The following is a 25,042-nucleotide window of genomic DNA, read 5'->3' as shown; positions in this document are numbered from 1 at the left end:
GCCTCCACGGGCGTGACGGGGTCCGCCCGTTGTGCGGTGGACGTGAGTTGATCTATCGCGAGGCGTCGGCGAGCCAGGGCCTGACCTGCTTGCGCGCCTCGTGGAGGCGCGACTTGAGCGTGCCCAGCGGGATACCCACACGCTCGGCGACCTCGGCGTAGTCCAACTGGCAGATGTCCCGGTAGACGAGCGGCGCGACCAGATGCGGGTGTTCGCGCTCCAGGCGTTCCAGCGCCTCCAGGAGGTCGACCCGGGAGCCCGCGATCACGCTCGTGGTACGTGGATCGACATGCTGCGAGGCGTCGATCTCGATCGGCTGTTCGACCGCCCGACGCTTCAGCTCGCGGTACTTCTGGCGAGCGCAGTTGGCGACCACCGTATAGAGCCAGGTGCTGAAGCGGCTGCGGCCCTCGAAGGTGGTGATCTTCCGCGCCACCTGGAGGAGCACGTCCTGCGCGGCTTCCTCGGCGTCCTCACGGCAGGGCAGGAAGCGCCCGCAGCGCCGTACGACCTCGGGCCGCACCTTCTGTAGCAGCGCGTTCAGCGCCTCCCCGTCACCGGCGGCCTCGCGCGCCGAGCCAGCTCCTCGGTCTCCGCCGCGTCCTGCACAGGATGCTCCCCTCGGGGTCGTTCAGAGGCCAGGCACGATAGTCGCATGCGATCTCCGAGAACGTGGCTGGGGAGCTCGGAGCGGGGCCGCTGAAACAGGGCGATGGCCGCATTGTCCGGGGGTCGAAACAGAAGCACCCCGGAATGGCTACCAAGTCACAAACAGCCCTCGACACAAGGGAGTTGGGGCTCCCCCATGGTGCCGCATCGGTGATGTCGACGGATGAGGCACGCCAAGCTGGGGGTGGCTGTGGGATACGAACGATTGCCGCGCGAGTACCGGATGAAACGGTCCCGGATGCACGCCTTCCTCTGGGTGATCGGCGCGGGGACGGCGAGCATGCTGCTGGCCATGCTGCCCGCCGACGACCTGCCCGCCGCGTTCAAATACCCCTTCCTCCTGGCGTGGGTGGCGCTCATGGGGTGGCTCTTCTACGCCACGCTGCGCTGCTCCACCACCGCGGACATCAAGGCGATCCATGTACGCGGCATGGCCAGGCGTCGACGGCTGGCATGGGAGGACATCCAGGACATCAGGGCGGAGCTGAATCCGGCATCGGCGATGCAGAGCGGTGCGCCCGACGTGCTGGTGCACGCCTACGACCGGAACGGTGCCAAGGTGCTGCTGCCGTTCGTCGACGACGTTCACGTGAACGTCGAGCGCGAACTCGGGCTGCTGCTGGAGGCCTGGGAGGAACTGCGCGGTGCGGACTGGGCTCATGACCCGCAGGCCGCCGTTCTCATCAACCGGCGCGACGCACGCCAGGCGGCCCTCATGATGGGGTTCTCCGCCGTCATGCTGGCGTTCATCCCACTGACCGTGCTGATGCTGCTGCCGCTCTTCGTCGACCTGCCCGGGTGGCTGGAGTCGATCCTGACACCGCTCACCGTCATGGGCGTGGGAGCACCCTTGATCTTCGTGCTGACCGCGCTCACCTCGTACCGCAGCCGTCGGCCCAGCGGCTGACGGAGCCATGGCCGGCACACCGCGGGGTCAGTGCCTGGCGAACTGGACCTTGGCCGGCTGCACGACGTTCGGCCGGATCGCGATCCCGCCGACAGTGAGGCGTTCTCCGAAGATGTCGGTGATCCTGATCGCGCTGCCGCACCCGGTGCCGTCTTCGGAGAGGAAGTAGTTGTAGTCGGTGCGCGGCAGTTGACGCCAGCCGCTGCCCGCACGGACCTCCAGCCGGGCCACCGGACTGCGGTGGCCGATCACCTGGATGCCGCACCAGTACTGGCTGGACCCGGTCTTGTACCGGAGCGACATCGTGCCGGGAGCGCTGGGGCTCGCCAGCTGCCAGGTGATCGGGATCAGGCCGGCCACGGGGTCGGCGAGCTTGGCGAAGGCCTCCGCGCTGAGGTCGATCTGCCCGGGTGCGCACTCCCCCGGGCATTCGTTGGTGATGCGGACCGTGATGGAAGCCCCGTTGGCCGCCCGGACGGACACATACGCGCCGCAGGCCTTGGCCGACTCGTAGTCGGTGGAGTTCATCGCCCCGGTCATGACGTCACCGCTCGGGTCGTACAGGCAGGCGCCTCCACCGTCCGAGTCGTAGAAGGTGGCGACTCCTTTGTAGGTGACGTCGGGCCGTATGCGCCCCGCCAACGGCGCACCGGCGGACGCCGCTTGCGAGGTGTCCGTGGCCGGCGGCTTGGCCGACGCCGTGGTCGCGCCGACGGACGCCGTCCGCGACGGCTTCTTTGCCGATGGCTTCGCCGACGCGGTGGCCGCACTGGCGGAGGGAGTCGGGGGCCCCGTCGCGGGCGGGACGTTCGCCGTGGTGCCGACGACGGGCGTGGCCGCGGAGTGCCCGGTGTCGGCCTCTCGGTCCGGGAGGAGCACCACGACCAAGGAGACGATCACGAGCACCGCAGCCGCCGATATGAACAGCCACCGCCTGTACACCGGACCTCCTTGACGGCCATCCGCCGTTGCAGTGGGGGGACGGGCAGCGATCGTGCCAGACCCTGCGGCACAGCGGCAAGCCCGCTATCCGAGCCTCAGGCGCCGGGCGTATCAGCCCCGCTCGGGGCGGCATCGGCGCCGCCCCGAGCGGGGCCAGGTGTGCGATCGGGTGGACTACCGGGTGAGGTAGGCGCGCTCGATCGTCTGGACCAGCGTGTTGCCCGCACGGTCCGTCAGCTTCGCCCGCAGTGAGACGGAGCCCGCCTCCGCGGGGTGGGTCAGCGACAGGTGCGTACCGCCGACCGCCTTGACGGACTGCCAGGTCGTGCCCTCGTCGTACGAGACCTCGAAGGCAAGCTTCTTGAGCCGCTGTCCGGCGGCCGCGCCCTCGACCGTGAAGGGCACCTGGAACCGCTTGCCCGCCCGCGCCGTGCTGGACAGGCTCAGTTCGGGGGAGAAGCGGATCACCGAGAGCGGCAGCTTGGTCCACTCGTCGTCGGAGGTCGTGACGGAGCGGAAGGTCCACTCCGCCCGGACGTGAGTGCTGACCGGGTACACCGCGGGGTCACGGGTGTTGTCCAGGGACAGCCTGTACGCACTGTCCTGGGCGGGAACCGTGAACTCGCTGACGCCGTCGGTCACCGGGATTCCGTAGTCGTCGGCGATCTCCTTGCCGTCGACCTGGAGCGTGCTCTCCAGCGAGGTGTGGTCGCTGATGCCCCAGTGCCCGGCGCCGTCGCCGAACAGCGGCACATAGGCCCGGATCGTGTTCCCCTGCCGGATGACACCGGGGAATCCCTGTTCCGGTCCGGAGTCCGTGGCGCCGGGCAGGACCGGGCCGAAGACGCCGATGTTGAACCGCTCCTGGTAGGTCTGTCCGGCCTGCCAGGTCTGTGGCATGCGCATCAGGAAGTTCTCCCAGACCGTTTCGCGGCCCTCGCCGCTGGTCTGCCACATGCGGAAGGACCACTTGACACCGTTGTCGAGAACGTAATCGGTGGTGCTCAGCGGCAGGCTCCCTCGCAGGTCGCTGAAACTGCTGACCAGGTTCCCGTCGGCCGTGTGGGGGCTGACCTCGATCTGGACGTTCCTGCCTTCGACGGGCACGCCCGCCTGGAGGTCGACCTTGGCGAGCTGCTTCTGCTCGACCGCGGCGGTGAAGCCGCCGAGGTCGCTCGCACGCTCCCAGCCGAGGTGGTAGGTGACCGGCCGGCCCTCTTCGTCCTGTCGGGTCCAGTCGCCGGTGAACAGCGCGGCGACGTCGTTCTCGGACTGCTCGGTTCCGAGTCGCCCGAAGCGGGTCCCCGCGAAGGTCGGCAGCAGGTACTCCAGGTTGCCCGCGCGCAGGCCCTCGCCCCGCTGGTAGTCGAACGCGACCGTGGCCTCGGTGTTCTCGGCCGCCGCGTCCGGCACGGTGATCTCCACCGGCTCCGCCTGCCTGGCGTCGACGGTGACGCTGGTGTCCGCCGCCAGGCTCAGCTTCGGCTGCACCAGCACGGCGTGGGTGGAGGACTCGTAGGTGGGGTGGATCACCCCGTTGATGGTGTAGTCGCCCTTGGGCAGCCGCACCGTGAGCTCGCCGTCCTGCTCGTCGGTGTAGGTGGCGTAGAAGTCGCTGTCGACGCCGATGACGGAGGTGGAGGCGTCTCCGGTGGGCTCACCGTTCTCGTCGATGTGCTTCAGCGTCAGGTCGTACGACTCGACCTCGCGCTCCGCCCCCACGGCGGAACGCACCTGGACCTTGCCGTCCGCCGAGGCGGCTTGCACCGAGCCGCCGAAGGTGCCGTCGGCACCGCCGGCGCGGGTGTCCGCCGTCACGTCGGCGCTCGCCTCGCCGCCCGCCGGGACGGTGAGCTGCTGCGGCGACACGGAGAACATGCCCTCGGCGGCGGGCTTGCCGTCCACCGAGTACGCGTCGACGGACAGCTCCAGGGTGACCGGCTCCGCACCGAGGTTGCGGTACGTCAGCTGCTTGGTCACCGGAGTGTCGTCGGTGTGCGGCCACTGCTGGCCACCGAAGTCGAGCGGCCCCTGCTCGATGATGACGCTCTGCTCGATCGCCCGGACCAGGTCGGTACGGCCGGTGCCCTGCTGGAAGGAGCTGTACGAGCCCGGCTTCGCGGAACCGGTGAGTACGGCCTTGAGGCGCTCGCCGGTCCAGTCGGGGTGCTGCTGGGCGAGGATGGCGGCGGCGCCGGCCACATGCGGGGTGGCCATGGAGGTGCCGTCGAGGGTGAGGTAGCCGGGTATGTCGGAGGGGAAATAGCCCTCCAGGACGCTGCCGGCGGCTGCGGCGGCCGTGATGGCGACGCCGGGCGCGGTCAGGTCCGGCTTGGTCCCGCCGTCGCCGACGCGCGGGCCACGGCTGGAGAACGCGGCGAGCTGGTCGGTGTCGTCGACCGCTCCGACGGTGAGCGCGGCATCGGCGCTGCCGGGCGAGCCGACGGTCCGCTCGCCGAACTCGCCTTCGTTGCCGGCCGCGATGACGAAGAGTGTGTCCGACTCGGCGGAGAGCCGGTTGACCGTCTCCTCCATCGGGTCGATACCGGGCGTGTCCGTGCCGCCGAGGCTGAGGTTGACGACATCGGCGCCCTGGGCCACCGCCCACTCCATGCCCGCGATGATGCCGGAGTCCGAGCCGAAGCCGTCGTCGTCCAGGACCTTGCCGTTGAGAAGCTTCGCGCCCGGGGCGACACCCTTGTACTTACCGCCGGACTTGGCTCCCGTACCGGCCGTGATGGACGCCACGTGGGTGCCGTGGCCGAACTTGTCGCCGGTGCCCGAGCTGCCGGAGAAGTCCTGCTCCGCGATCACCTGGTCCGCCAGGTCGGCATGGCTGGTGTCGATCCCGGTGTCCAGTACGGCCACCTTGGTGCCGGTCCCGTCGAACCCGGCGGCCCAGGCGGTCGGCGCGCCGATCTGCGGGACGCTCTTGTCGAGGGAGGCCTTGCGCCGACCGTCGAGCCACACTTTCTCGATGGCCGTCGAGGCGACGAACGTGTCGGCGCCGGCGCCGGTCACGGCTTCCCAGAACGCGTCGCCACGCTCCTTGACGGACCGCATCGCCTTCCCGTTGACGACGGGCAGCGCACGGCCCATCCGCGCCCCGGCCCCGGTGAACGGGCTCATCGAGGGCGCCTTCTTCCCCCGGAAGGTGACGATCAGCGGCACATCGGAACGGCCCGCGTCGTCGTAACCGTCCGCCACCAACTGGGTCACGTCGAACAGCCGGGTGTCCAACTTGCCCTGCGCCAGCAGGAGTTCCGCGTCACCTGGCACCACCTGGGTGTGCCCGGCGACCTCCCGGACCGAGAACTGCACGCGCTCCCGGCCTTCGGCCCGCTCCACCCCGGTGACCTGGCCCGCGCCGTCCACCAGGACTCGGTCGCCGGTGATCAGCGTCACCGTCTTCACCGCCCCGGCCGCACCCACGCCGCCGGCGCTCTGGGACAGCGCCCCCGCGGGCCCGTCGGTCGGCGCGGCCTGGGCCACCCCGCCCGGGACGCCGGCCAGCACAAGGACCGTGGAAACGACCCCTGCCGCCAGTACCGCACGCCTTCGTCTACTGCGTAACTCCACCTGAACTCCTGATGATTCGGAATCGGACAGGAGCCGTCCTGCGACCCCGGGGACCCCGGTGCCTCACCCGTACACCCAACGGCTCGCCCTAGATACGAACCGGAGTGCCATCGGGTTGCCACAACATCAAACCTATTTCTGACGCGGCATCAGCCGGGAGGCGTCTCAGGGTGCGGAGCACTCGGCGGCCGACGTGACGGGTAGGCTTCAACAGCCCGATCGACGCCACGAGCAGCAACCCGTCTACGGACAGCGGCCGCAGCGCCGCGCTCGTGGCCTCCGCCCCGCCCTGGAGAGCAAATGCCCGCTGGTGACCACAGGAGGCGTACGCCACTGCGGACGCGGCCGGCAGGCCACAGCCACTGCGCCTTTCCGGCGGCTCGCCCGTGCTGAGGGATCCCCTCGATCGGATCGGACGCTACCGCCTGGACCGGCGGCTGGGCGCCGGCGGCTTCGGTGTCGTGTGGCTCGCCCACGACGACGTACTGGAAGCGGCTGTCGCCGTGAAGGTGCTGTCCGACAACTGGGTCGACCAGCTGGACATCCGGGAGCGGTTCCTCTCCGAGGCCCGCCTGCTGCGCCGCGCCGACTCGAACCGGGTCGTCCAGGTCTACGACATCGGTGAGCTCCCCGACGGCAGGCCCTACTTCGTCATGGAGTACGCCGACGGAGGCACCCTCGCCGACCGGCTCGCCGCCGGACCACTGCCCGTCGCCGAGGCCCTGCGGCTGACGGCGCTCGCGGCGCGGGGAGCGGCCGCGCTGCACGAGGCCGGCATCGTGCACCGGGACATCAAGCCGTCCAATGTACTGCTGCGCTCCTCGCCCGGCGGTTCCGACCGCGTCCTGCTCGCGGACCTCGGCCTGGCCAAGAGCCTGGCCCAGGCGTCCGGGCTCACCATGGCGGCCGGCTCGGCGGGCTACACGCCGCCCGAGCAGGCCGAGCCCGGTTCCGGGATCGACGCGCGGGCCGACGTATACAGCCTGGGCGCGCTCGGCTACCACCTCGTCACGGGCACGGTCCCCGGCGCGCCCGGCAAGGTCGTACGGCCGGACCGACTGCGTACGGACCTGGCGCCGGACGTCCAGCGGGCACTGCTGCGCGCCATGGAACCCGACCGCGAGCGGCGCTGGCCCACCGCGCTGGAGTTCGCGGCGGAGCTCGACCGGCTGGCCGGCCAGGTGTCCACGGCTCGTCGGCCGCGCCGTCGTGGACGGGCCGTGATCACGGCGCTGGCGGCGATGGTCGCGGTCGCCGCAGTCGGTGTCACCGCCCTGGTCGTCACCCGGGACAACAGCACAGAGACCGTCGCCCAGGTACAGGACAGCTCCGGACGGGTCACGGCCGAGGTACCCCGCGCGTGGGGCCGTCAGCTGCGCGACTCCGGATGGAATCCGAAGACCCTTGGCCTGCCGGACGGGACGGAACCCGGTCTCGCTGTCGCGGACGATCTGGCGAAATGGCAGGACCTGCGCTCCGGCGTGAACGGAGCGTTCATCGGTCTCAGTGAGCACGGCGATGTCACCGCCGTGGTCGGCTCGATCGCCCACACCGGATGCCACTTCGGCGGCAGCCGCACCTACACCGGCTCGCGCTGGCACGGGCTGATACGGACCTGGGACGACTGTCCGGGCGGCGCAGGCTCCCTGACGGAGGCGGGGCTCACGCCTGCGGACGGTGCCGAGCAGCCGCAGGTGTATGTGCAGATCCGGCAGGACGGCGGCAGCGACGCGACGGACGGTGTGCTGGGTTCGGTGCGGGTCGGCGGCTGACGCGAATCACCTGCCGAACCCGCGAACTTTTCGGCGTCATGGTGCATCGGACACTGATGACGGGGCATGTGGCGCCGTGCGTACGCGTCAGGACGCGTGCGGTGAATTCCTCAAGGAGTGGTGAGATGGCGACCTTCCGGCATGGCACGGCGGACCAGGCCCCTGACTCGGACCGGACCGGCGCGGTGCGTACACGCAGTACCTCGACCCCGGCTCGTCTGGCGGCACTGGTCGCGGGCATCGCGATGGTGGGCCTGCTCTCCGCCTGTGGTTCCGACAACAGCTCGAGCAGTACGCCGCAGACGCTTCCCGGTACGGCCGAGCCCGCATCCGGTGACCACACCACGGACTCGGGCGGGAGCATCACCGCCGGCCCCACCGAGAGCACACCGGGCAGCACCACCTCGTCCGATTCCGGCACGACCGCTCCGGCCTCGTCCACGACGACGGCCTCCAGCACCCGCTGCCACACCTCCGAACTGACCGCGTCGGTCGGCGGCAACGACCCCGGCGCGGGTCAGGAGAACTTCCCGATCAACCTGACCAACAGCTCCCAGCGCACCTGCACCCTGCGCGGCTTCCCCGGCGCGGCCTTCGTCGACGCGTCCGGCAAGCAACTGGGCCCCGATCCCGAGCGCTCCTCGGAGTCGCCTACGACGGTGACGCTGGCACCGGGGCAGCAGGCCTGGGCCGGGCTGACGTTCTCCAACCCGGAGATCAGCGGGGCCCGTACGGCGACTCCCGCCGCGCTGCTGGTCACACCGCCCGACGAGAAGGACTCGCTCAAGGTGAAGTGGACCCAGGGCAAGGTTCCCGTCTCCGGCAACTTCTCGACGGTATCCCTGACGGTTGTGCGCTCCGGCGCCGGTTCCTGACCACTCGCTCGCCGCACTCCCCCGCCCCACCCCGCCGCCCGCAGAGCCGGTCGGCGGGGTTTGGCGTCCCCATAGCCGCAGGTCAGCGGCGGTTTGTCACGTAAGCGGCTTCGGGGGCGGCCGGGTCCTGAGCACTCACCGGCGGCCTCCCCCGCCTCCGTCGTTTCCGCCGCCGTTGCTGTCTCCGTAGCCGTAGTCGTAGCCGCCCCCGTCGTACTGCCCGTCCCCCGGGCAGTAGAAATAGGGGTAGTAGCAGTAGCCGGTCGTCGGAGAAGCGGACGCCGACGGCGTCGGCTTCGGGGACGACGTTGTCGCAGACGGCTTGGGTGTGGCGCTGGGCGACGGTGTCTTCGAGGGGGTGGTAACAGGACCGGGGACGGGCGCCCTGGATTCGCTGGTGGAGCCCCAGTTGACCGCCTCCAGCTGGAGGGAGGGCGAAGTGGTGTCGAGCGTCCAGCGCTGGGCCGACTCGTCCTCGCGGACCTTGAGGACCAGGGCCGCCGCTTCCTCGGTGGAGGCGGGGGCGAGGGCCAGGTCCTGGTTCCAGCGCGGCACGAGGGCGCCCTGGAGGGTGAAGTCGTAGCGCACGTTCTTGGTGCCCGGCTGGGAGTCGCCCGTGCAGGGGGCCAGTTGGACCGAATAGCCGAGGTGGGAGTCGAGGCAAAGGTCGGGGTCGGCCACGTTGCGCAGCAGCCCGTCCTCCTCGTACGTCCACAGCTGGACCGACTTCGAGGTGCACGACGTGAGTTCGGTCTCGGCGCCCTTCACGGGCTTGTCGCCGACGATGCCGATGCACAGCCCGTTGCCGGAGTTGCGCAGCCGCCCTCCGGCGGCGCCGTTCGACTGGTCACCGGACCCCACCCAGGACGGGTTCGGTCCCGGCGCCTTGTCCGGACCCGAACTGGGCGCCCCCGAGGTGCCGTCGGCCGCGCTGTCCTCGCCGCCGGAACTCAGGCCGGCCCACAGGACGAGCGGGGCCAGGATCAGGCCGCTCACGGTCAGCACGGCGAGGGCGACGTTCCGGCGACGTGGAGCGCGCCGGTGGGCCTTGCGCGTCGACGAGCGGGAGTCGGTGTGCGTGTGACCGCGCGGCGCGGGCCGAGGGGGAAAGCTCGGGGGGCGTGGAGCATCGGCCGGAAGGTGGAGGTATTCCGTCGGGGCGGCTGCCGCGGCCTCGGGAGTTTCGGTCACTTCCACGATCTCGGTGGCGCGTCCCTGCCGCGTTTCGAGATAGGCCCGCGCGCCCCAGCCGAGTACGGCTTCGGCCAGTGCGAGGGCGAGTTCGCCGTTGAACTGGTTCAACTGGTCGGCGGCGTAACAGCAGTGCTCGCATCTGGCCATGTGGCGCCGGAGGTCGGGGTCGAGGTCGGCGCCGCCGCGTCTGAGGGACGCGTCGAGCATGCGGCTGTAGTGCCGGCACTCCTCCGCGGGGGCCAGTTCACGATGGAATTCCAGGCACCCCTCGCGCAGGCGTTCGCGGGCCCGCCGCAGTTCTACGACGGCGTCGTCGGCGGCGAGGCCCAACAGGGCGGCGGGCAGGTGCAGTGGCTCCGCCTCGGCCTCGGTGTGCCAGAGCAGGCAGCGGGCCGGCTCCGGGAGCCGCTGGAAGGCTCTGGCCAGCAGGCGTCTGTTCGCGGGCAGAAGGAGCCGCGCGGCGGCCCGCTCGTCACGGTCCGGGCCCGACCACAGTTCGGGATGGACTTGTTCGGCCCGCTGGTCCATGAGCCACTCGGCGGCTATGCGGCGCACGGTGACGAGCAACTGCGGGCGCCATGCGGCCGTCGGCCCGGTCTGCCGCAGCGATTCCCCGAACAGTCTGGTGAATGTGGCCGTGGTGAGCATTCCGGCGGGACGCACACCGTTCGTGCACAGCCGCGCGTAAGAGAAGACCGCTTCCCAGTGGCGGTCGAGGAGTTCACCGACGGGAAAGTTCGCCGGTGTGTTCCCCAGGCTCTTCTTCAGATCGGCGGTGAGTCGCTCATCTGAGATCTCGAACAAGCGAGCGGGTGTTGGGGAATTGGACAGGACTGCGTCATTCACGTCCGCTTTCCTCCCAGAGGTAACGTAGGAATAGTCCATACCAATGGGTATGTAGCCCACCCGGCAAAGCGGAGGGACTACCCATGGGGGGTTGCACCGCGAACAACCACCTCAGGCGGCTCTGGTCAGGCGAGGGGCGGACGAGTGCACCGTATGCGTACAGAACGATGCAAATATTGTCTGCACGCCGACAACGCACACCTTTGCACAGGGTGACGAGTCGGAACAAGCAGTCTCGTGATTTTCCCTTTTCCCTCGAGAGTGAGGATATTGACGGACGGTCACCGCGAGGGGTCCCGCAAATGAAATTCGGATTCGCGCGACAGCCGGGGACCACCACACCGAACTGGCCGCTCCGCCCACCAGGCGAACACTTCAACCACCCAAAGGGCACTCAAGTGGCATTGTCACCCTGGCATGCCCATGCAATGCAATGAGGCATGGGGAGCACTCCCCATGCCTCATTGCTTTCGCCGCGCCGCGAGGAAGCCGCCCCGTTGGTGCGAAGGGCGCCGGGCCCCCGAACTGTCAGTGGCCGCTGATCGCCCGGGGCGCGTACGGCTCGTCCAGTTCCTCGATCTCCTTGTCCGTCAGTTCCACGGCGAGCGCGGCCACCGCGTCCTTGACGTGGTGCGGCTTGGTGGCGCCGACGATGGGGGCGGTGACCGAATCCTGGTGCAGCAGCCAAGCGAGGGCGATCCGCGCGCGCGGCACGTCACGCGCCGCGGCGATCCGGGCGACGGCGTCGACGATCTCGCGGTCACCGTCCTGGTAGAGGTTCCTGCCGTACTCGTCGGTCCGGCTGCGCGCGGTGGCGGTGTCCCAGTCGCGGGTGAGTCGGCCGCGGGCCAGCGGACTCCAGGGCAGTACGCCGACGCCCTGGTCCTCGCAGAGCGGCAGCATCTCGCGCTCCTCCTCCCGGTAAAGGAGGTTGTAGTGGTTCTGCATGGAGACGAACCGTGTCCAGCCGTTCAACCGGGCCGTGTACTGAGCCTTGGAGAACTCCCAGGCGTACATCGAACTCGCCCCGATGTACCGGACCTTCCCCGCCTTCACCACGTCATGAAGGGCCTCCATCGTCTCCTCGATGGGGGTGGCGTGGTCGAAGCGGTGGATCTGGTACAGGTCGACATAATCGGTGTCCAGCCGGCGCAGGCTGTTGTCGATCTCCGTCATGATCGCCTTACGGGACAGACCGCGGGCGTTGGGCCCCTCGTGCATCGAGCCGTTCACCTTGGTGGCGATGACGACTTCGTCGCGGCGCGTGAGGTCCGCCAGCACCCGGCCGACGATCTCCTCGCTGGTGCCGTCGGAGTACACGTTCGCGGTGTCGAAGAAGTTGATCCCGGCCTCCAGCGCCTGGCGGATCAACGGACGCGACGCCTCCTCGTCGAGCGTCCACTCATGGGTGCCACGATCCGGCAGCCCAAAGCTCATGCAGCCCAGGCAGATCCGGGACACGTCCAGGCCCGTCGAACCGAGCTTCACGTACTGCATGCTCACTCCTGCTCTCCAAGACGGTGGGACTGAGGCCCGGCGCGGCGGCCGTGCCGGGCGCGGTCCAGACCTTCAAGAGTGCCATTCCCGGTCGCGGACGCCTTAGACGCACGGCCGGCACCGCCGCGGCGGCTGCCCGACTGCCACGGAGGAGGCGTCGGTGTGGAGGAGCAGCCTGGCCGTCAGGCCAATGCCGCGCGGCGCCGGAGAGCTGTCCTCCCGACAAGAGCTGAATCTCGTTTACCCAATCGCCATGTCCGCGCGTGGGACAAAGATGACGTCGAGGGGGTGGAACCGGACCGGTCCGGACATTATGAAGCCGACCATAAACGCCGAAGTGTCGGATCCCACCCTTTTACGCAAGAGTCTGTTTCGGCTATGTGAAGAAAAACTTGTTGCACATTCAATTGGCGTGACCGAAAACAATCTCTTCCTGGGCGATCCACAGGAACCGGTTTCTGACGTATCGTCAAGTCAGCTTGTTGGTAGACGAGTTGGGGCAGACGCGGGCAAGAGTGAACGACTGACCAGTTCCAGCTGTGCTTCTGGTGGGTTCCTGGTTACCAGCTGGTAAGTCAGACCCCCTGAGCTGTGTCGCCGACGTTAAATGAGGCACGTCGGCCGCCCTTTGAGAGTTTGACTTTCACAGGGATGCGCAATGACTATGAGCGTGCCGCGCACCGAAGTCGCTGCGCGTTCCAGCGCTCTCCCCCACTCACCCTCACACTTGTGTGATTTGGAGCGTTCGCGTGCCTGTGCCGAACTTCGTTACTTCCGGGCTGTTCGCCGTCGAAGACATTGTCATCGCCGTGAACCCGTTCGCCGTCGCTTCGGCACGGCTCACCGCGGCTGCCGTACACGCCGGTGGTCTGGGCGTGCTCGACCTCACCTCGGGCGGGCGCCGTGCCGCGGCACAACTCACGCTCGCCGAGGAGTGGTCGGCCGCCGGATTCGGCGTACGACTGGCCGACAACGATGCCTTTCCCGCGCGGGACCTGCCCGCCGCCGTGCACACGGTCCTGCTGACCAGCGACGCCTCGTGCACGGCCACCGAGTTCCCCGGCCGCCGCGTGCTCGTTGAGGTGACCGGTCGCGAGCAGGCCTTGAGGGCCGCTGCGGCCGGGGCCCACGGGCTGATCGCCCGGGGTCATGAGGCCGGCGGTCCCATCGGCGAACTGAGCACCTTCGTACTGGTGCAACAGCTGCTCGCCGACGCGGAGTTGGACCTGCCGGTCTGGGCCTGCGGCGGTGCCGGCCCGCACACCGCGGCGGCCGTCGTCGCCGGCGGCGGTGCCGGTGTCGTCCTGGACACCCAGCTCGCCCTGCTCTCCGAGGCCGAGTCCGAGCTGCCCGCCGAGACCACCACGCTGCTTGCCGGGCTCGACGGCTCCGAGACCACCGTGGAGGACGGCCGGCGCGTCGTACGGCGCCGCAGACCCGGCGCCGTCCCCACCGAGGGCGGTTCCCCGGCCGCCGAGATCGGCCAGGACGGCTTCCTCGCGGCTCGCTTCCAGGAGCAGTGGGGCACCGTCCACGCGGCGGTGCGCGGCGTACGGGACTCGGTCCTCGACGCTCTGAAGAACGCCGGCCCCGCGCTCGCCCCCGGCGGCCCGGGCAGCCAGGCACTCGGAACCCAACTGCCGGTCGCCCAGGGACCGATGACCCGCGTGAGCGACCAGGCCGGGTTCGCGGCCGAGGTGGGCCGCGCGGGTGCGCTGCCCTTTATCGCCCTCGCGCTCTCCGGCGCCGAGCAGACCCGCGCCGTCCTTGAGGAGACCCGGGACGCGCTCGGCGACAAGCCGTGGGGTGTCGGCGTCCTCGGATTCGCCGACGAGGAGATCAAGGCCGCCCAGCTCGACGTCGTACGAGAGATCCGCCCCTCCCACGCGATCATCGCGGGCGGCCGTCCCGCACAGGCCGCCGCACTGGAGGAAGTGGGCATCTCCACGTTCCTGCACGTGCCGTCGCCGGGGCTGCTGAAGCAGTTCCTGGAAGCGGGCGCGCGCAAGTTCATCTTCGAGGGCGCCGAATGCGGCGGCCATGTCGGCCCGCGCAACAGCTTCCCGCTGTGGGAGGCGCAGCTCGGCGTGCTCGACGACTTCCTGGCGGGGACGAAGTCCGCCAAGGCCGCCGAGCTACAACTGCTGTTCGCCGGCGGGGTGCACGACGAGCGGTCCGCCGCCATGGTCACCGCCCTCGCCGCGCCACTCAGCGCGCAGGGTGCCGCCATCGGCGTACTGATGGGCACGGCGTATCTGTTCACCGAGGAGGCAGTGACCGCGGGCGCGGTGCTGCCCCTGTTCCAGCAGCAGGTGATCGCAGCCGAGAGGACCGATCTCCTGGAGACCGCTCCCGGACACGCCACCCGCTGCGTGAACAGTCCGTTCACCGACGAGTTCGCCGCCGTCAAGCAGGACCTGGCGGCCCGCGAGATACCCGGCCGGGAGGCCTGGGAGCAGCTGGAGCAGCTCAATGTCGGGCGACTGCGACTGGCCAGTAAGGGCATCGAGCGCGTCGAGGGCGGGCTGAGTGCCGTCGGCGAGGAACGGCAGCTCGCCGAGGGCATGTTCATGGCCGGTGAGGTCGCCGTGCTGCGCTCCGAGGTCACCACTGTCGCCGCGCTGCACACCGCTGTCACCACGGGTGCGGCGCACTTCCTCTCGGCGCGGCTGCGCGGCCTGGGCATCGAGGAACCGGCCGCACCGGCCGCCCCCCAGCCGCTCGACATCGCCATCGTCGGGATGGCCTGCATGTTCCCCGGTGCCCCCGACCTCGCCACCTTCTGGGCGAACGTCCTCGCCGGCGAGGACGCGGTCACCGAGGTACCCGCGACCCGCTGGGACGCGGATCTCTACCACGACCCGGACGGCGCGGGTGAGAAGACGCCGTCCCGCTGGGGCGGTTTCCTCCCCGAGATCCCCTTCGAGCCGCTGCGGTACGGGATTCCGCCGGCCTCGCTGCCCGCCATCGAGCCCGTCCAGCTGCTGGCCCTCGAAGCCGCGCGCCGCGCCCTCGATGACTCCGGTTACGGGAGCCGGGCCTTCGACCGGGCCCGCGCGTCGGTCGTGTTCGGCGCGGAGGCCGGCAGCGACCTGTCGAACGCCATGACGCTGCGTTCCGTACTGCCCGCCTACCTGGGCGAGTTGCCGCCCGCTCTCGACGAGCAGTTGCCACGGCTGACCGAGGACTCCTTCCCGGGCATCCTGGCCAACGTCATCTCCGGCCGGATCGCCAACCGTCTCGACCTCGGCGGCGCCAACTACACCGTGGACGCGGCCTGCGCTTCCTCCCTCACCGCCGTCGACGTGGCGTGCAAGGAACTGGTGAGCGGGACCAGCGACCTGGTGCTGTGCGGTGGCGCCGATCTGCACAACGGCATCAACGACTACCTGCTCTTCGCCTCCGCGCACGCCCTCTCCCCCTCCGGCCGCTCCGCCCCCTTCGACAGCGCGGCCGACGGCATCGCGCTCGGCGAAGGCGTCGGCTGTGTCGTACTCAAGCGGCTCGCCGACGCCGAACGCGACGGCGACCGGGTGTACGCGGTCATCAAGGGTGTCGGCAGCGCCAGCGACGGCCGGGCGCTCGGTCTCACCGCGCCCCGGCCGGAGGGGCAGTACAACGCGCTGGCCCGGGCCTACCGCAACGCGGGTGTCTCGCCCGCCGAGGTGGGTCTCGTCGAGGCGCACGGCACCGGCACCGTCGTCGGTGACCGCACCGAACTCGGCTCCCTGACCAAGGTGTTCGAGGACGCCGGTGCACAGCCCGGCAGTTGCGCGCTCGGCTCGGTCAAGTCGCAGATCGGGCACACCAAGTGCGCCGCCGGACTCGCCGGGCTCATCAAGACCTCGCTCGCCCTGCACACGGGCGTGAAGCCGCCGACCCTGCACCTCACCGAACCGAACCCGGCCTGGGACGCGCAGAGCAGCCCGTTCGCCTTCCACACCGAGGCCCGCCCCTGGGCGGCGGCTCCGGCCGAACGGTTCGCCGGGGTCAGTGCCTTCGGCTTCGGCGGCACCAACTTCCATGTCGTCCTGCGTGCTTACGAGGACGGTCCGCCGCCCGTCACCTCGGCCCAGCAGTGGCCCGCCGAACTGTTCACCTTCCGGGGCTCCGACCGGGCCACGGCCGTACGGGCCGCCGCGGACCTGCTCACCCTCGTCGAGGGGGACTCCGGCCCGTACGAGCCGTGGCGGCTGCGGGACTTCGCGCTCGCCGCGTCCCGGCGCTCCGAGTCCGTCGCCACTCGTGGCGCGCGGGTCTGGATCGCGCTCGTGGCCGAATCGACGGAGGAACTGACAGCGCTGCTTCGCCGCGCCGTGGCGGGTGAACACGCCCCGAAGGAAGGCCTGTTCGCCGCCGACGACACCGAGCCCGGCGACCTGGCACTGCTCTTTCCCGGGCAGGGCAGCCAGCGGCCCGGGATGTTCGCCGAGCTGTTCGTGGCCTTCCCCGAACTCCAGCGCCATCTGCGGCTCGACGAGGACACGGCGCGGGTGCTCTTCCCGCCGACCGCCTTCGACGACAAGAGCCGCAAGGAGCAGCAGGCGCGGATCACCGACACCACCGTCGCTCAGCCCGCCCTCGGCCTCACCGGACTCGCCGCACACCAGCTCCTCACCCGGGCCGGCGTACGCCCGGCCATGGCGGCCGGACACAGCTACGGAGAACTGGCGGCACTGGCCGCGGCGGGCGCTCTCACACCCGATGTACTGCTGCGGGCCAGCCGCGACCGGGCCGCCGCCATCCTGGGCGCCACCGGTGACGGCGACCCCGGCACAATGGCCGCCGTCGCCGGGGGCGAGCCGGAGGTCGCGGCGGCCCTCTCGGACGCCGGCCTCGCCGGAAGAGTGGTGACGGCGAACCGCAACTCGCCCCGCCAGACGGTGATCTCGGGCCCCACCGAGGACATCCTCACGGCCGTGGAACGGCTGAAGGCGCACGGGCTCAGCGCGAAGCGGATCCCCGTGGCGTGCGCGTTCCACAGCCCACTGGTCGCCGCGGCCGGCGAGACGTTCGCCGAGGTACTCGCCGAAGTCCCGGTCGGCGCGACCGACTTCCCCGTGTGGTCGAACCGCACCGCCGAGCGCTACCCCGAGACACCTGAGGCGATCCGGGCCGAACTGGCCGCCCAGATCGGCGCACCCGTCCGGTTCGCCGACCAGATCGAGGCAATGTACGAGGCCGGGGCGAGGATCTTCGTCGAGGCCGGCCCCGGCGCGGTGCTCACTCGGCTGGTGGGCAGGATCCTCGGCGACCGACCGCACCAGACCGTCGCGCTGGAGGACGGCCCGCGCAGCGGGCTCACCGGTTTCCTCTCCGCGCTCGCCCAACTGGCCGTCGCCGGCGTCGACATCAGGACCGCCTGGCTCTTCCAGGGCCGGGACGCGGTCACCGCCGACGCCCGCGCCCCCCGCCGCAAGCGCGCCGCCTGGACCGTCGACGGCCATCTGCTCCGTAAGGCGGCGGACGGCGCGATCCCCGCCGCCGCACTCCATCCCGCCCAGCGTGTCCCGGAGGCCCTCGTGACCCACAGCACGTCAGCCGGACCGGTGGCCGTCACCGGCTCCGAGGCTCTGATAACCGAGTTCCTGCGGACGAGCCGGGAGATGATCGCGGCTCAGCGGGATGTGATGCTGGGGTATCTGGGGACGGATCCAGGGGTACGGCCCTTGGCTCCCGCCCCACTCGCGTACGCGGACACTCCCGCCCGGGTCACGTACGCGGACGCTCCCGCCCGGGTCACGTACGCGGACGCTCCCGTCACCGTGACCGCGCTGCCCGCCGTCCCGGCTCCGCGGCCTTCCGCAGAGCCGATACCGGCCCTGGCGGCGGTGACCGCCGGTGCCTCGGTGCTGTCGGTCGTGCTCGACGTGATCGGTGAGCGGACGGGATATCCGGTCGACATGATCGAACCGGACCTCGACCTCGAAGCCGACCTCAGTGTCGACTCCATCAAACGCGCCGAAATCGCCGGAGAGTTGGCAGGGCGGCTGGGCCTGACCGCGACGGGCGAGGCCGATGTGGAGGAGCTGGCGAAGGCACGTACCGCCGCCGCCATCACCGCCCTGGTCGAGCGGTTCACCGGGCCCGGATCGACTCCCGCCCCGGCCCCCGCCGCCACCGCTACCACCGCCGGACCGAAGACACCGACCGTCGAGTCCGTCCTCGCGCTGGTGCTCGACGTGATCGGTGAGCGGACGGGATATCCGGTCGACATGATCGAACCGGACCTCGACCTGGAAGCCGACCTGAGCATCGACTCCATCAAGCGGGCTGAGATCGCCGGAGAGTTGGCAGGGCGGCTGGGCCTGACCGCGACGGGCGAGGCCGATGTGGAGGAGTTGGCGAAGGCACGTACCGCCGCGGGTATCGCCGCGCTGGTGGCGGGCGTCCGGGGCGGAGCGGCCCCGGTCGAGGCAGTCGCTGCCGTTCCCGCAGTGGTCAAGCCCGAGCCCCTGGAATCCACCCCGGCCGGCTCACCCGCCGTCGTCGTGGCCCCCAAGCGTCTCGTCATGCAGGAGTTCGACCTCGCCGCCGCAGACCTCGCTGAGGGTGAACTGACCGGCCGTAGCTTCCTGGTCCTCGGCGAAGGGCCGGTGGCCGACGCACTGGCCGCCCTCCTCCCCGCGTACGGGGCCAAGGCCCTGACCGCCGTCGAGCCTCCCGCCGACGGGAGCTTCGACGGGCTCATCCACCTCGTCGCACCGGACGCCCCGCCCGTCCTGCCGGACGTCTTCTCCGCCTACCAGCGTGTGCTGGCGGACAACCCGCGCTGGGTGCTGGCCTCCGGGGCCTCAGCCGGACTGCGCGGATTCTTCCGGTCGGTCGCACGCGAGTACCCCGACACGGTCGCCCGGGTGGTCGAGCACTCCCCCGGTACCGCGCCCGAGGACATCGCCGCCGATCTCGTCGCCGAACTCACCGCGCCCGACCGCGAGCCGGTCGTCCTGCGCGCACCCGGCACCCGCCGCGGACTGCGTATGGCGGAGGAGGGCCTGGGCCTGCTCGGCAGTACGGGCGCGGGCCCGGCCGGGGACGGCGCCGCCGAGGCGACCGCCCTCGGCCTCGACTCCGACTCGGTCGTGCTCCTGGTCGGCGGCGCGCGCGGGATCACCGCCCGCTTCGCCGCCACCCTCGCCGGGGCGAGCCGCTGCCGCATCGAACTGTTCGGCCGTACCGCCCTTCCCGAGGGCGAGGAGGACCCCTCCCTCGCCGCCGCGAGCACCGCGGGCGAACTGCGGACGGCGCTCATCGCGGGCGGACTGCGGGTGCCCGCCGAGATCGAGCGGGCGATCGGCCGGATCCAGGCCGAACGCGAGGTGCGCGGCACGCTGCGCAAGCTCGCCGGGCTCGGCTCCCAGGTGCGCTACCGCGCTGTCGACGCACTGGACAGTGAGGCCGTACGCGGTGCGGTCAAGGAGATCTACGCCGAGCACGGCAGGCTCGACGGCGTCGTGTACGCGGCGGGTGTGATCGAGGACAAGCTGATCGCGGAGAAGAGCCCGGCGTCGTACGACCGGGTGTTCCGTACGAAGGTCGACGGGGCGCGTGAACTGCTCGACGCAATCAGCGAGTTGGCGGACGGTCCCCGGTTCGCGGTGCTGTTCGGCAGCATCGCGGCGACCCTCGGCAACCGCGGCCAGTCCGACTACGCCGCCGCCAACGACGCGCTGGAAACCCTCGGCACCAACTGGGCGGCCGACGGCGCGGGCCGCCGCGGACTGACCGTCCACTGGGGCCCCTGGGCACCGACGGGCGACGGCAACCACGGCATGGTCACGCCGGAGCTGATGCGGCACTACGCGGGCCGCGGCATCCAGCTCATCGACCCCGACGAGGGCACCATGAGCCTGCTGCGTGAACTGGCCTGGGGCCCCGAGGGCGACACCGCCGTCGTCTACACCGCCTCCGGCTGGTGAACCTGATGACAGGATCGCGCGCCGAACCCATCGCCATCGTCGGGATGTCGGTGCTCTTCCCCGGTGCCCCCGACCTCGCCACGTACTGGCAGAACCTGGTCGCCGGCACCGACGCCATCACCGAAGTCCCGCCGGGCCGCTGGGACGTCGAGGAGCACTACGCTCCCGGCGCCGAGCCCCGCGCCGACCGCGTCTACTGCCGACGCGGCGGCTTCGTGGACGAGCTGGCCGAGGTGGACGTCACCGAGTTCGGGATCATGCCGGCCGCGGTGCCGGCCACCGAGCCCGACCAGCTCATCGCGCTGAAGGTGGCCGCGCAGGCCATCGCCGACGCGGGCGGCGCGGACCGGCTTCCCGTCGACCGGCACCGGATCGGCGTGGTGCTCGGCCGGGGCGGCTACCTCACCCCCGGCCTGGTCAGGCTCGACCAGCGGGTCCGCACCGCGAGCCAGCTGGTACGGACCCTGGGCGAGCTGCTGCCCGACCTGGGCGCCGACCAACTGGAAGCGGTACGGCAGGCGTTCACCGACCGGCTCGGGCCCGAGGCGCCGGAGTCCTCGATCGGGCTCGTGCCCAACCTGGCCGCGTCCCGGCTGGCCGGGCGGCTCGACCTGCGCGGTCCGGCGTACACCGTGGACGCCGCCTGCGCCTCCTCGCTCATCGCCGTCGACCAGGCGGTGCGCGAACTCGCCAGTGGGCGTTGCGACGTGATGCTCGCGGGCGGAGTGCACCACTGCCACGACATCACCTTCTGGAGCGTGTTCAGCCAGCTCGGGGCGCTCTCGCCGAGCGAGCGCATCCGGCCGTTCCACAAGGGTGCGGACGGCGTGCTGATCGGTGAGGGCACCGGCGTCGTCGTCCTCAAGCGGCTCGCCGACGCCGAGCGCGACGGCGACCGGATCTACGCCGCGATCACCGGGACCGGCGTCGCCTCCGACGGACGTACGACCAGTCTGATGGCCCCCGACTCGGGCGGCCAGGTCCGAGCGGTACGGCAGGCCTGGGAGGCTGCCGGGCTCGACCCGGCCGCGCCCGGTTCGATCGGGCTCCTGGAGGCGCACGGCACCGCCACCCCGGCCGGTGACGGGACCGAACTCACCACGCTGGCCGAGGTGTTCGGGCCGCCGCCGGAGGAGACGACCACGGACCGGCCGGCCGCCGTCATCGGCTCGGTGAAGTCGATGATCGGCCACACCATGCCCGCCGCGGGCGTCGCCGGGCTCGTCAAGGCCGCGCTCGCCGTCCATCACGGCGTACTGCCGCCGACCCTGCACTGCGAGGACCCGCATCCGGGGCTGGCCCGTACCCGGTTCACCCCGATCGACACCGCCCGCCCTTGGCAGGCCGACGAACGGCAGCCCGTACGCCGCGCCGCCGTCAACGCCTTCGGGTTCGGCGGCATCAACGCGCATGTGGTGATCGAACAGGTGGCGAGCAGGCCGGTGGCCGCGGTCACCGAGGTCTACGAGCCGGAGCGGGTGCTGCGGCTGACCGCTCCGACGGCCGAGGCGATGGCCGCACTGCTGGACCGCGACGACGCCACCGTCCTCGCGGCAGGTCTCGACGAGCGTGCGGTCGTGTCGGGCTCCGACCCGGTACGGCTCGCGGTCGTCGGACCCACGGCGAAGCGGCTGGCGCTGGCGCGGAAGGCGGTCGCCAAGGGCAAGGGCTGGCGTGGCCGCAACGACGTGTGGTTCGTGCCGCGCCCGCTGCTCGGCCCCGGCGGTGGGAAGCTCGCGTTCGTCTTCCCCGGCCTGGAGGCCGAGTTCACGCCCAACTCCGCTGACATCGCTCGGCACTTCGGGCTCACCGCCGTCGCCGAGGCCACCGTGGGAGACGTGGGCCGCCAGGGCACCGGTGTCTTCGAACTGGGCCGGCTCCTCGACACCGCGCTGCGCCGGCTCGGGGTCGTACCCGACGCGCTCGCCGGGCACAGCCTCGGCGAGTGGACGGCGATGGCCGCCGCCGGGATCCACGCACCGGACGAGGTGGACGCCTTCCTCGCCGGCTTCGACCCTGACTCCCTGAGCGTGCCCGGGCTGGCCTTCGCCGTGGTCGGCGCGCCCGCGGAGCAGGTGCGGGCGGAGCTGTCCGGCCACAGCGACGTGGTGCTCTCCCACGACAACGCGCCCAACCAGTCGATGATCTGCGGTCCGGAGGACGCCGTCGGCGAACTCGTCGAGCGGTTCCGTGCCCGGGCGGTGATCTCGCAGATCCTGCCGTTCCGGTCCGGCTTCCACACCCCGATGCTGAAGCCGTATCTGGATCCGATCAGGGAGGCGGCGGAGACCTACTCGCTGCACCCGGCGCGGCTGCCCCTGTGGTCCGCGACGACCGTCGCCCCGTACCCGGCCGAACCCGACGCGATCCGCGAGCTGTTCGTCCGTCACCTGCTGGAACCGGTCCGCTTCCGGCCGCTCATGGACACCATGTACGCGGCGGGCTTCCGCGCCTTCGTCCAGCTCGGGGCCGGACAACTCGGCTCACTCATCACCGACACCCTCCACGGACGCGACCACCTCGTCGTCCCCGCGCACTCGCCGCACCGGCCGGGGCTACCCCAACTGCACCGGGTGGCAAGCGCGTTGTGGGCTGACGGGGCGGCGCCTGAGCTGGCGCCGCTGCTTGGCACGCTCAAGACCGCGGCTCCTGTGCGGCGGAGCCGCCCGATCAAGCTGGACCTCGGGGGCGCGGCGGTCTCCCTGGACGCGGAGACGCGTCGGCGGGTGGGAGCGGCGCTGCACCGGACGCCCGTTCCGCAGACGAGCCTGGACCTGGCCGGACTCGGCGAACAGGGCGCTCTTGGTGCGGAGTTGACGGCACTTCTGCGGGACGCGTCCGCACTCGCCTCGGACGTGGTGACGGCGGGCCGCCGCAGGCCCGGCCCGCCGGCGCCCGGGCGTTCCGCCCCCGCCGACCGGGATCACCGGCCACGTCCGGTCGAGCCGGCCCCCCTGCCTCGCCCCATCGGCCCCCTCGAATCCACCCTCCACGTCTCCGTCGACACCATGCCGTACCTCCTCGACCACTGCTTCTTCAAGCAGCCCGCCCAGGCCGAACCGGCCGACAGCTGGCCCGTCGTCCCCGGCACCACGGTGATCGCCCACCTCATGGACTTCGCCGAGCGGGCCGCGCCCGGTCAGCGCGCGGTGGCCGTCCACGACGTACAGCTGAACCAGTGGGTCACCGCCACCCCGTCGGTCGACATCCCGGTACGGATCGTGCCCGAGGGCCCGGACCGGGTCACCGCCTCGCTCGGCTCCTATGCGAAGGCCGTCGTCGAACTCGCCCCCGACCACGGGCAGTTCGCGCCCGCCACCCCGTGGACCTTCCCTGCCGCACAGGAGCAGAAGCCCGATATGACGGCGGCGGAGCTGTACACCCGCCGCTGGATGTTCCACGGGCCACGGTTCCAGGGGGTGCGCGAGCTGACGGCGGTCGGCGACCGGCATGTGCGTGGCGTCCTCGTCACCCCGCCCGCGCCCGGCGCGCTGCTGGACAACGTGGGGCAACTGCTCGGCTACTGGATCATGTCCAGGCTTCCGGTCCGCACCACGGTGTTCCCGGTCGGGATGAAGGAGATCCGCTTCCACGGACCGCATCCGGCCCCCGGCGAGCAGCTGGAGTGCCTGATCAAGATCACGTCCGTCACCGACGCCGCCCTCGAAGCGGACATGCAGCTGGTCCACCGGGGGCGGGTGTGGGCGGAGTTCACCGGCTGGCAGGACCGCCGCTTCGACAGCAATCCGCGGATCCGCGCGGTGGACCGGGAGCCCGAGCTCAACACCCTGTCCCTGATGCAGCCCGGCGGCTGGGCGCTGGTCCACGAGGAGTGGCCCGACCTGGCCACCCGTGAACTGATCATGCGGAACGTCCTGGCGGGCGAGGAGCGCGAGCGGTACGCGACGCACGCGCCGCGCGGCCGACGGCAGTGGCTCCTTGGCCGGATCGCGGTCAAGGACGCGGTACGGCACCTGATGTGGGACGGCGGCGCGGGTCCGCTCTTCCCCGCCGAGGTGCGGGTCGGCAACGACCCGACCGGCCGCCCCTTCGTCACCGGCGGCTACGGCAGGACCCTGCCCGCGCTGCATGTCTCCCTCGCCCACCGCGGCGAGACCGCGGTGGCGATGGCCAGGACGGACGGGCCCTGCGGTATCGACATCGAGGAGATCGCCGACCGCCCCGAGGGCACCCTCGCCGTCGCGCTCACCCGCAACGAGCGCGAGCTGCTCCAGGCGCTCTCGCAGGACGCCCCGGAGCGACTCTGGTTCACCCGGTTCTGGGCCGCCAAGGAAGCCGTTGCAAAGGCGCGCGGCACCGGACTCGGCGGCGAGCCCAAGCAGTTCGAGATCACCGCGGCGGACGGCGCCCTGTTGACCGTACGCACCGCGGGCGAGGAGTACCTCGTGCGGTATCGCGAGCTGACCACCCCCCAGCCGTCCGGCCACCTCGGCAAGGAGTACGTCGTGGCCTGGACGGCCGTCAACGATCAGGAGAACGAAGATGACCACTGAACTCACCGAACTGGTAGTCGCCGCGCGCCCGGCCGCCCCCGACGAGGCGACCGCGCTCGCGGACATCTCGGCCATCCTGCGCACCGTGCTGGAGGAGTACGGGCTCGACGACGCGGAGATCACCCTGGAGACGTCCTTCCACGACGACCTGGAGCTGGAGAGCATCGACCTCGTCACGCTCTCCGCCCAGCTGCGCGAGTTCTACGGCGAGCGCGTCAACTTCGCCGCGTTCATAGCCGACCGCGGCCTGGAGGAGATCATCGCGCTGACCGTCGGCGATCTCGTCGGCTATGTGGTGGGCTCCCTCGCCGTCGCGGAGGTGAGCTGA

Annotated in this window: 11 protein-coding genes and 1 pseudogene; 6 read left to right on the top strand and 6 right to left on the bottom strand. The window is 71.1% G+C overall.

Annotation, left to right across the window (positions count from 1 at the left end):
* Window positions 1-52: 52 nt before the first annotated feature.
* Window positions 53-609: pseudogene (locus AB0N66_RS22260) on the bottom strand (RNA polymerase sigma factor).
* A 223-nt stretch (window positions 610-832) separates the two neighbouring features.
* Between AB0N66_RS22260 and AB0N66_RS22255 the strand changes: the two are divergent.
* Window positions 833-1,576 (top strand): PH domain-containing protein, encoded by a 744-nt coding sequence (locus tag AB0N66_RS22255; protein WP_365437751.1) that lies wholly within the window; start codon window positions 833-835, stop codon window positions 1,574-1,576.
* A 27-nt stretch (window positions 1,577-1,603) separates the two neighbouring features.
* Here the strand turns inward: AB0N66_RS22255 and AB0N66_RS22250 are convergent, their stop codons facing one another.
* The 3 genes from AB0N66_RS22250 to AB0N66_RS22240 all read right to left on the bottom strand — a co-directional run bounded on the left by AB0N66_RS22250 (window position 1,604) and on the right by AB0N66_RS22240 (window position 6,431).
* A complete protein-coding gene (locus AB0N66_RS22250) occupies window positions 1,604-2,518 on the bottom strand; it encodes an expansin EXLX1 family cellulose-binding protein (protein WP_365437748.1) in 915 nt (304 codons plus the stop codon).
* 174 nt (window positions 2,519-2,692) lie between these two features.
* Window positions 2,693-6,097 (bottom strand): S8 family serine peptidase, encoded by a 3,405-nt coding sequence (locus AB0N66_RS22245; RefSeq protein ID WP_365437745.1) that lies wholly within the window; start codon window positions 6,095-6,097, stop codon window positions 2,693-2,695.
* Window positions 6,098-6,185: 88 nt separating this feature from the next.
* Window positions 6,186-6,431 carry a DUF2637 domain-containing protein gene (locus tag AB0N66_RS22240; RefSeq protein ID WP_365437743.1) on the bottom strand — a complete coding sequence of 82 codons (246 nt, stop codon included), beginning with the start codon at window positions 6,429-6,431 and terminating at the stop codon, window positions 6,186-6,188.
* Between the two features lie 52 nt (window positions 6,432-6,483).
* Here AB0N66_RS22240 and AB0N66_RS22235 point away from each other — a divergent pair, with 52 nt between their 5' ends.
* Entirely contained in the window at window positions 6,484-7,869 is a 1,386-nt protein-coding gene (locus AB0N66_RS22235; protein WP_365437740.1) for a serine/threonine-protein kinase, read from the top strand.
* Between the two features lie 245 nt (window positions 7,870-8,114).
* Window positions 8,115-8,744, top strand: coding sequence for a DUF4232 domain-containing protein (locus AB0N66_RS22230; protein WP_365438114.1), 630 nt, complete (start codon window positions 8,115-8,117; stop codon window positions 8,742-8,744).
* 135 nt (window positions 8,745-8,879) lie between these two features.
* Here AB0N66_RS22230 and AB0N66_RS22225 read toward each other — a convergent pair whose 3' ends face one another.
* Window positions 8,880-10,742, bottom strand: coding sequence for a ricin-type beta-trefoil lectin domain protein (locus tag AB0N66_RS22225; protein WP_365437737.1), 1,863 nt, complete (start codon window positions 10,740-10,742; stop codon window positions 8,880-8,882).
* A gap of 570 nt (window positions 10,743-11,312) precedes the next feature.
* Window positions 11,313-12,281, bottom strand: coding sequence for an aldo/keto reductase (locus AB0N66_RS22220; RefSeq protein ID WP_365437734.1), 969 nt, complete (start codon window positions 12,279-12,281; stop codon window positions 11,313-11,315).
* Between the two features lie 749 nt (window positions 12,282-13,030).
* On the opposite strand from AB0N66_RS22220, the gene AB0N66_RS22215 reads away from it, so the two are divergent.
* From AB0N66_RS22215 to AB0N66_RS22205, 3 genes are read left to right on the top strand one after another with little or no spacing between them, the layout of a single operon-like run.
* Window positions 13,031-20,200, top strand: coding sequence for an SDR family oxidoreductase (locus AB0N66_RS22215; RefSeq protein WP_365437732.1), 7,170 nt, complete (start codon window positions 13,031-13,033; stop codon window positions 20,198-20,200).
* Window positions 20,201-20,205: 5 nt separating this feature from the next.
* On the top strand, window positions 20,206-24,714 hold the full coding sequence (locus AB0N66_RS22210; RefSeq protein ID WP_365437729.1) for a beta-ketoacyl synthase N-terminal-like domain-containing protein: 4,509 nt from the start codon (window positions 20,206-20,208) through the stop codon (window positions 24,712-24,714).
* Entirely contained in the window at window positions 24,704-25,042 is a 339-nt protein-coding gene (locus AB0N66_RS22205) for a phosphopantetheine-binding protein (protein ID WP_365437726.1), read from the top strand. The genes AB0N66_RS22210 and AB0N66_RS22205 overlap by 11 nt, the downstream gene beginning before the upstream one ends.

The organism is Streptomyces sp. NPDC093544, from assembly GCF_040683495.1.
Classification (GTDB): Bacteria; Actinomycetota; Actinomycetes; order Streptomycetales; family Streptomycetaceae; genus Streptomyces.
The sequence above is the reverse complement of the archived record's forward strand: the minus strand, read 5'-3'. Positions and strand labels throughout refer to the sequence as shown.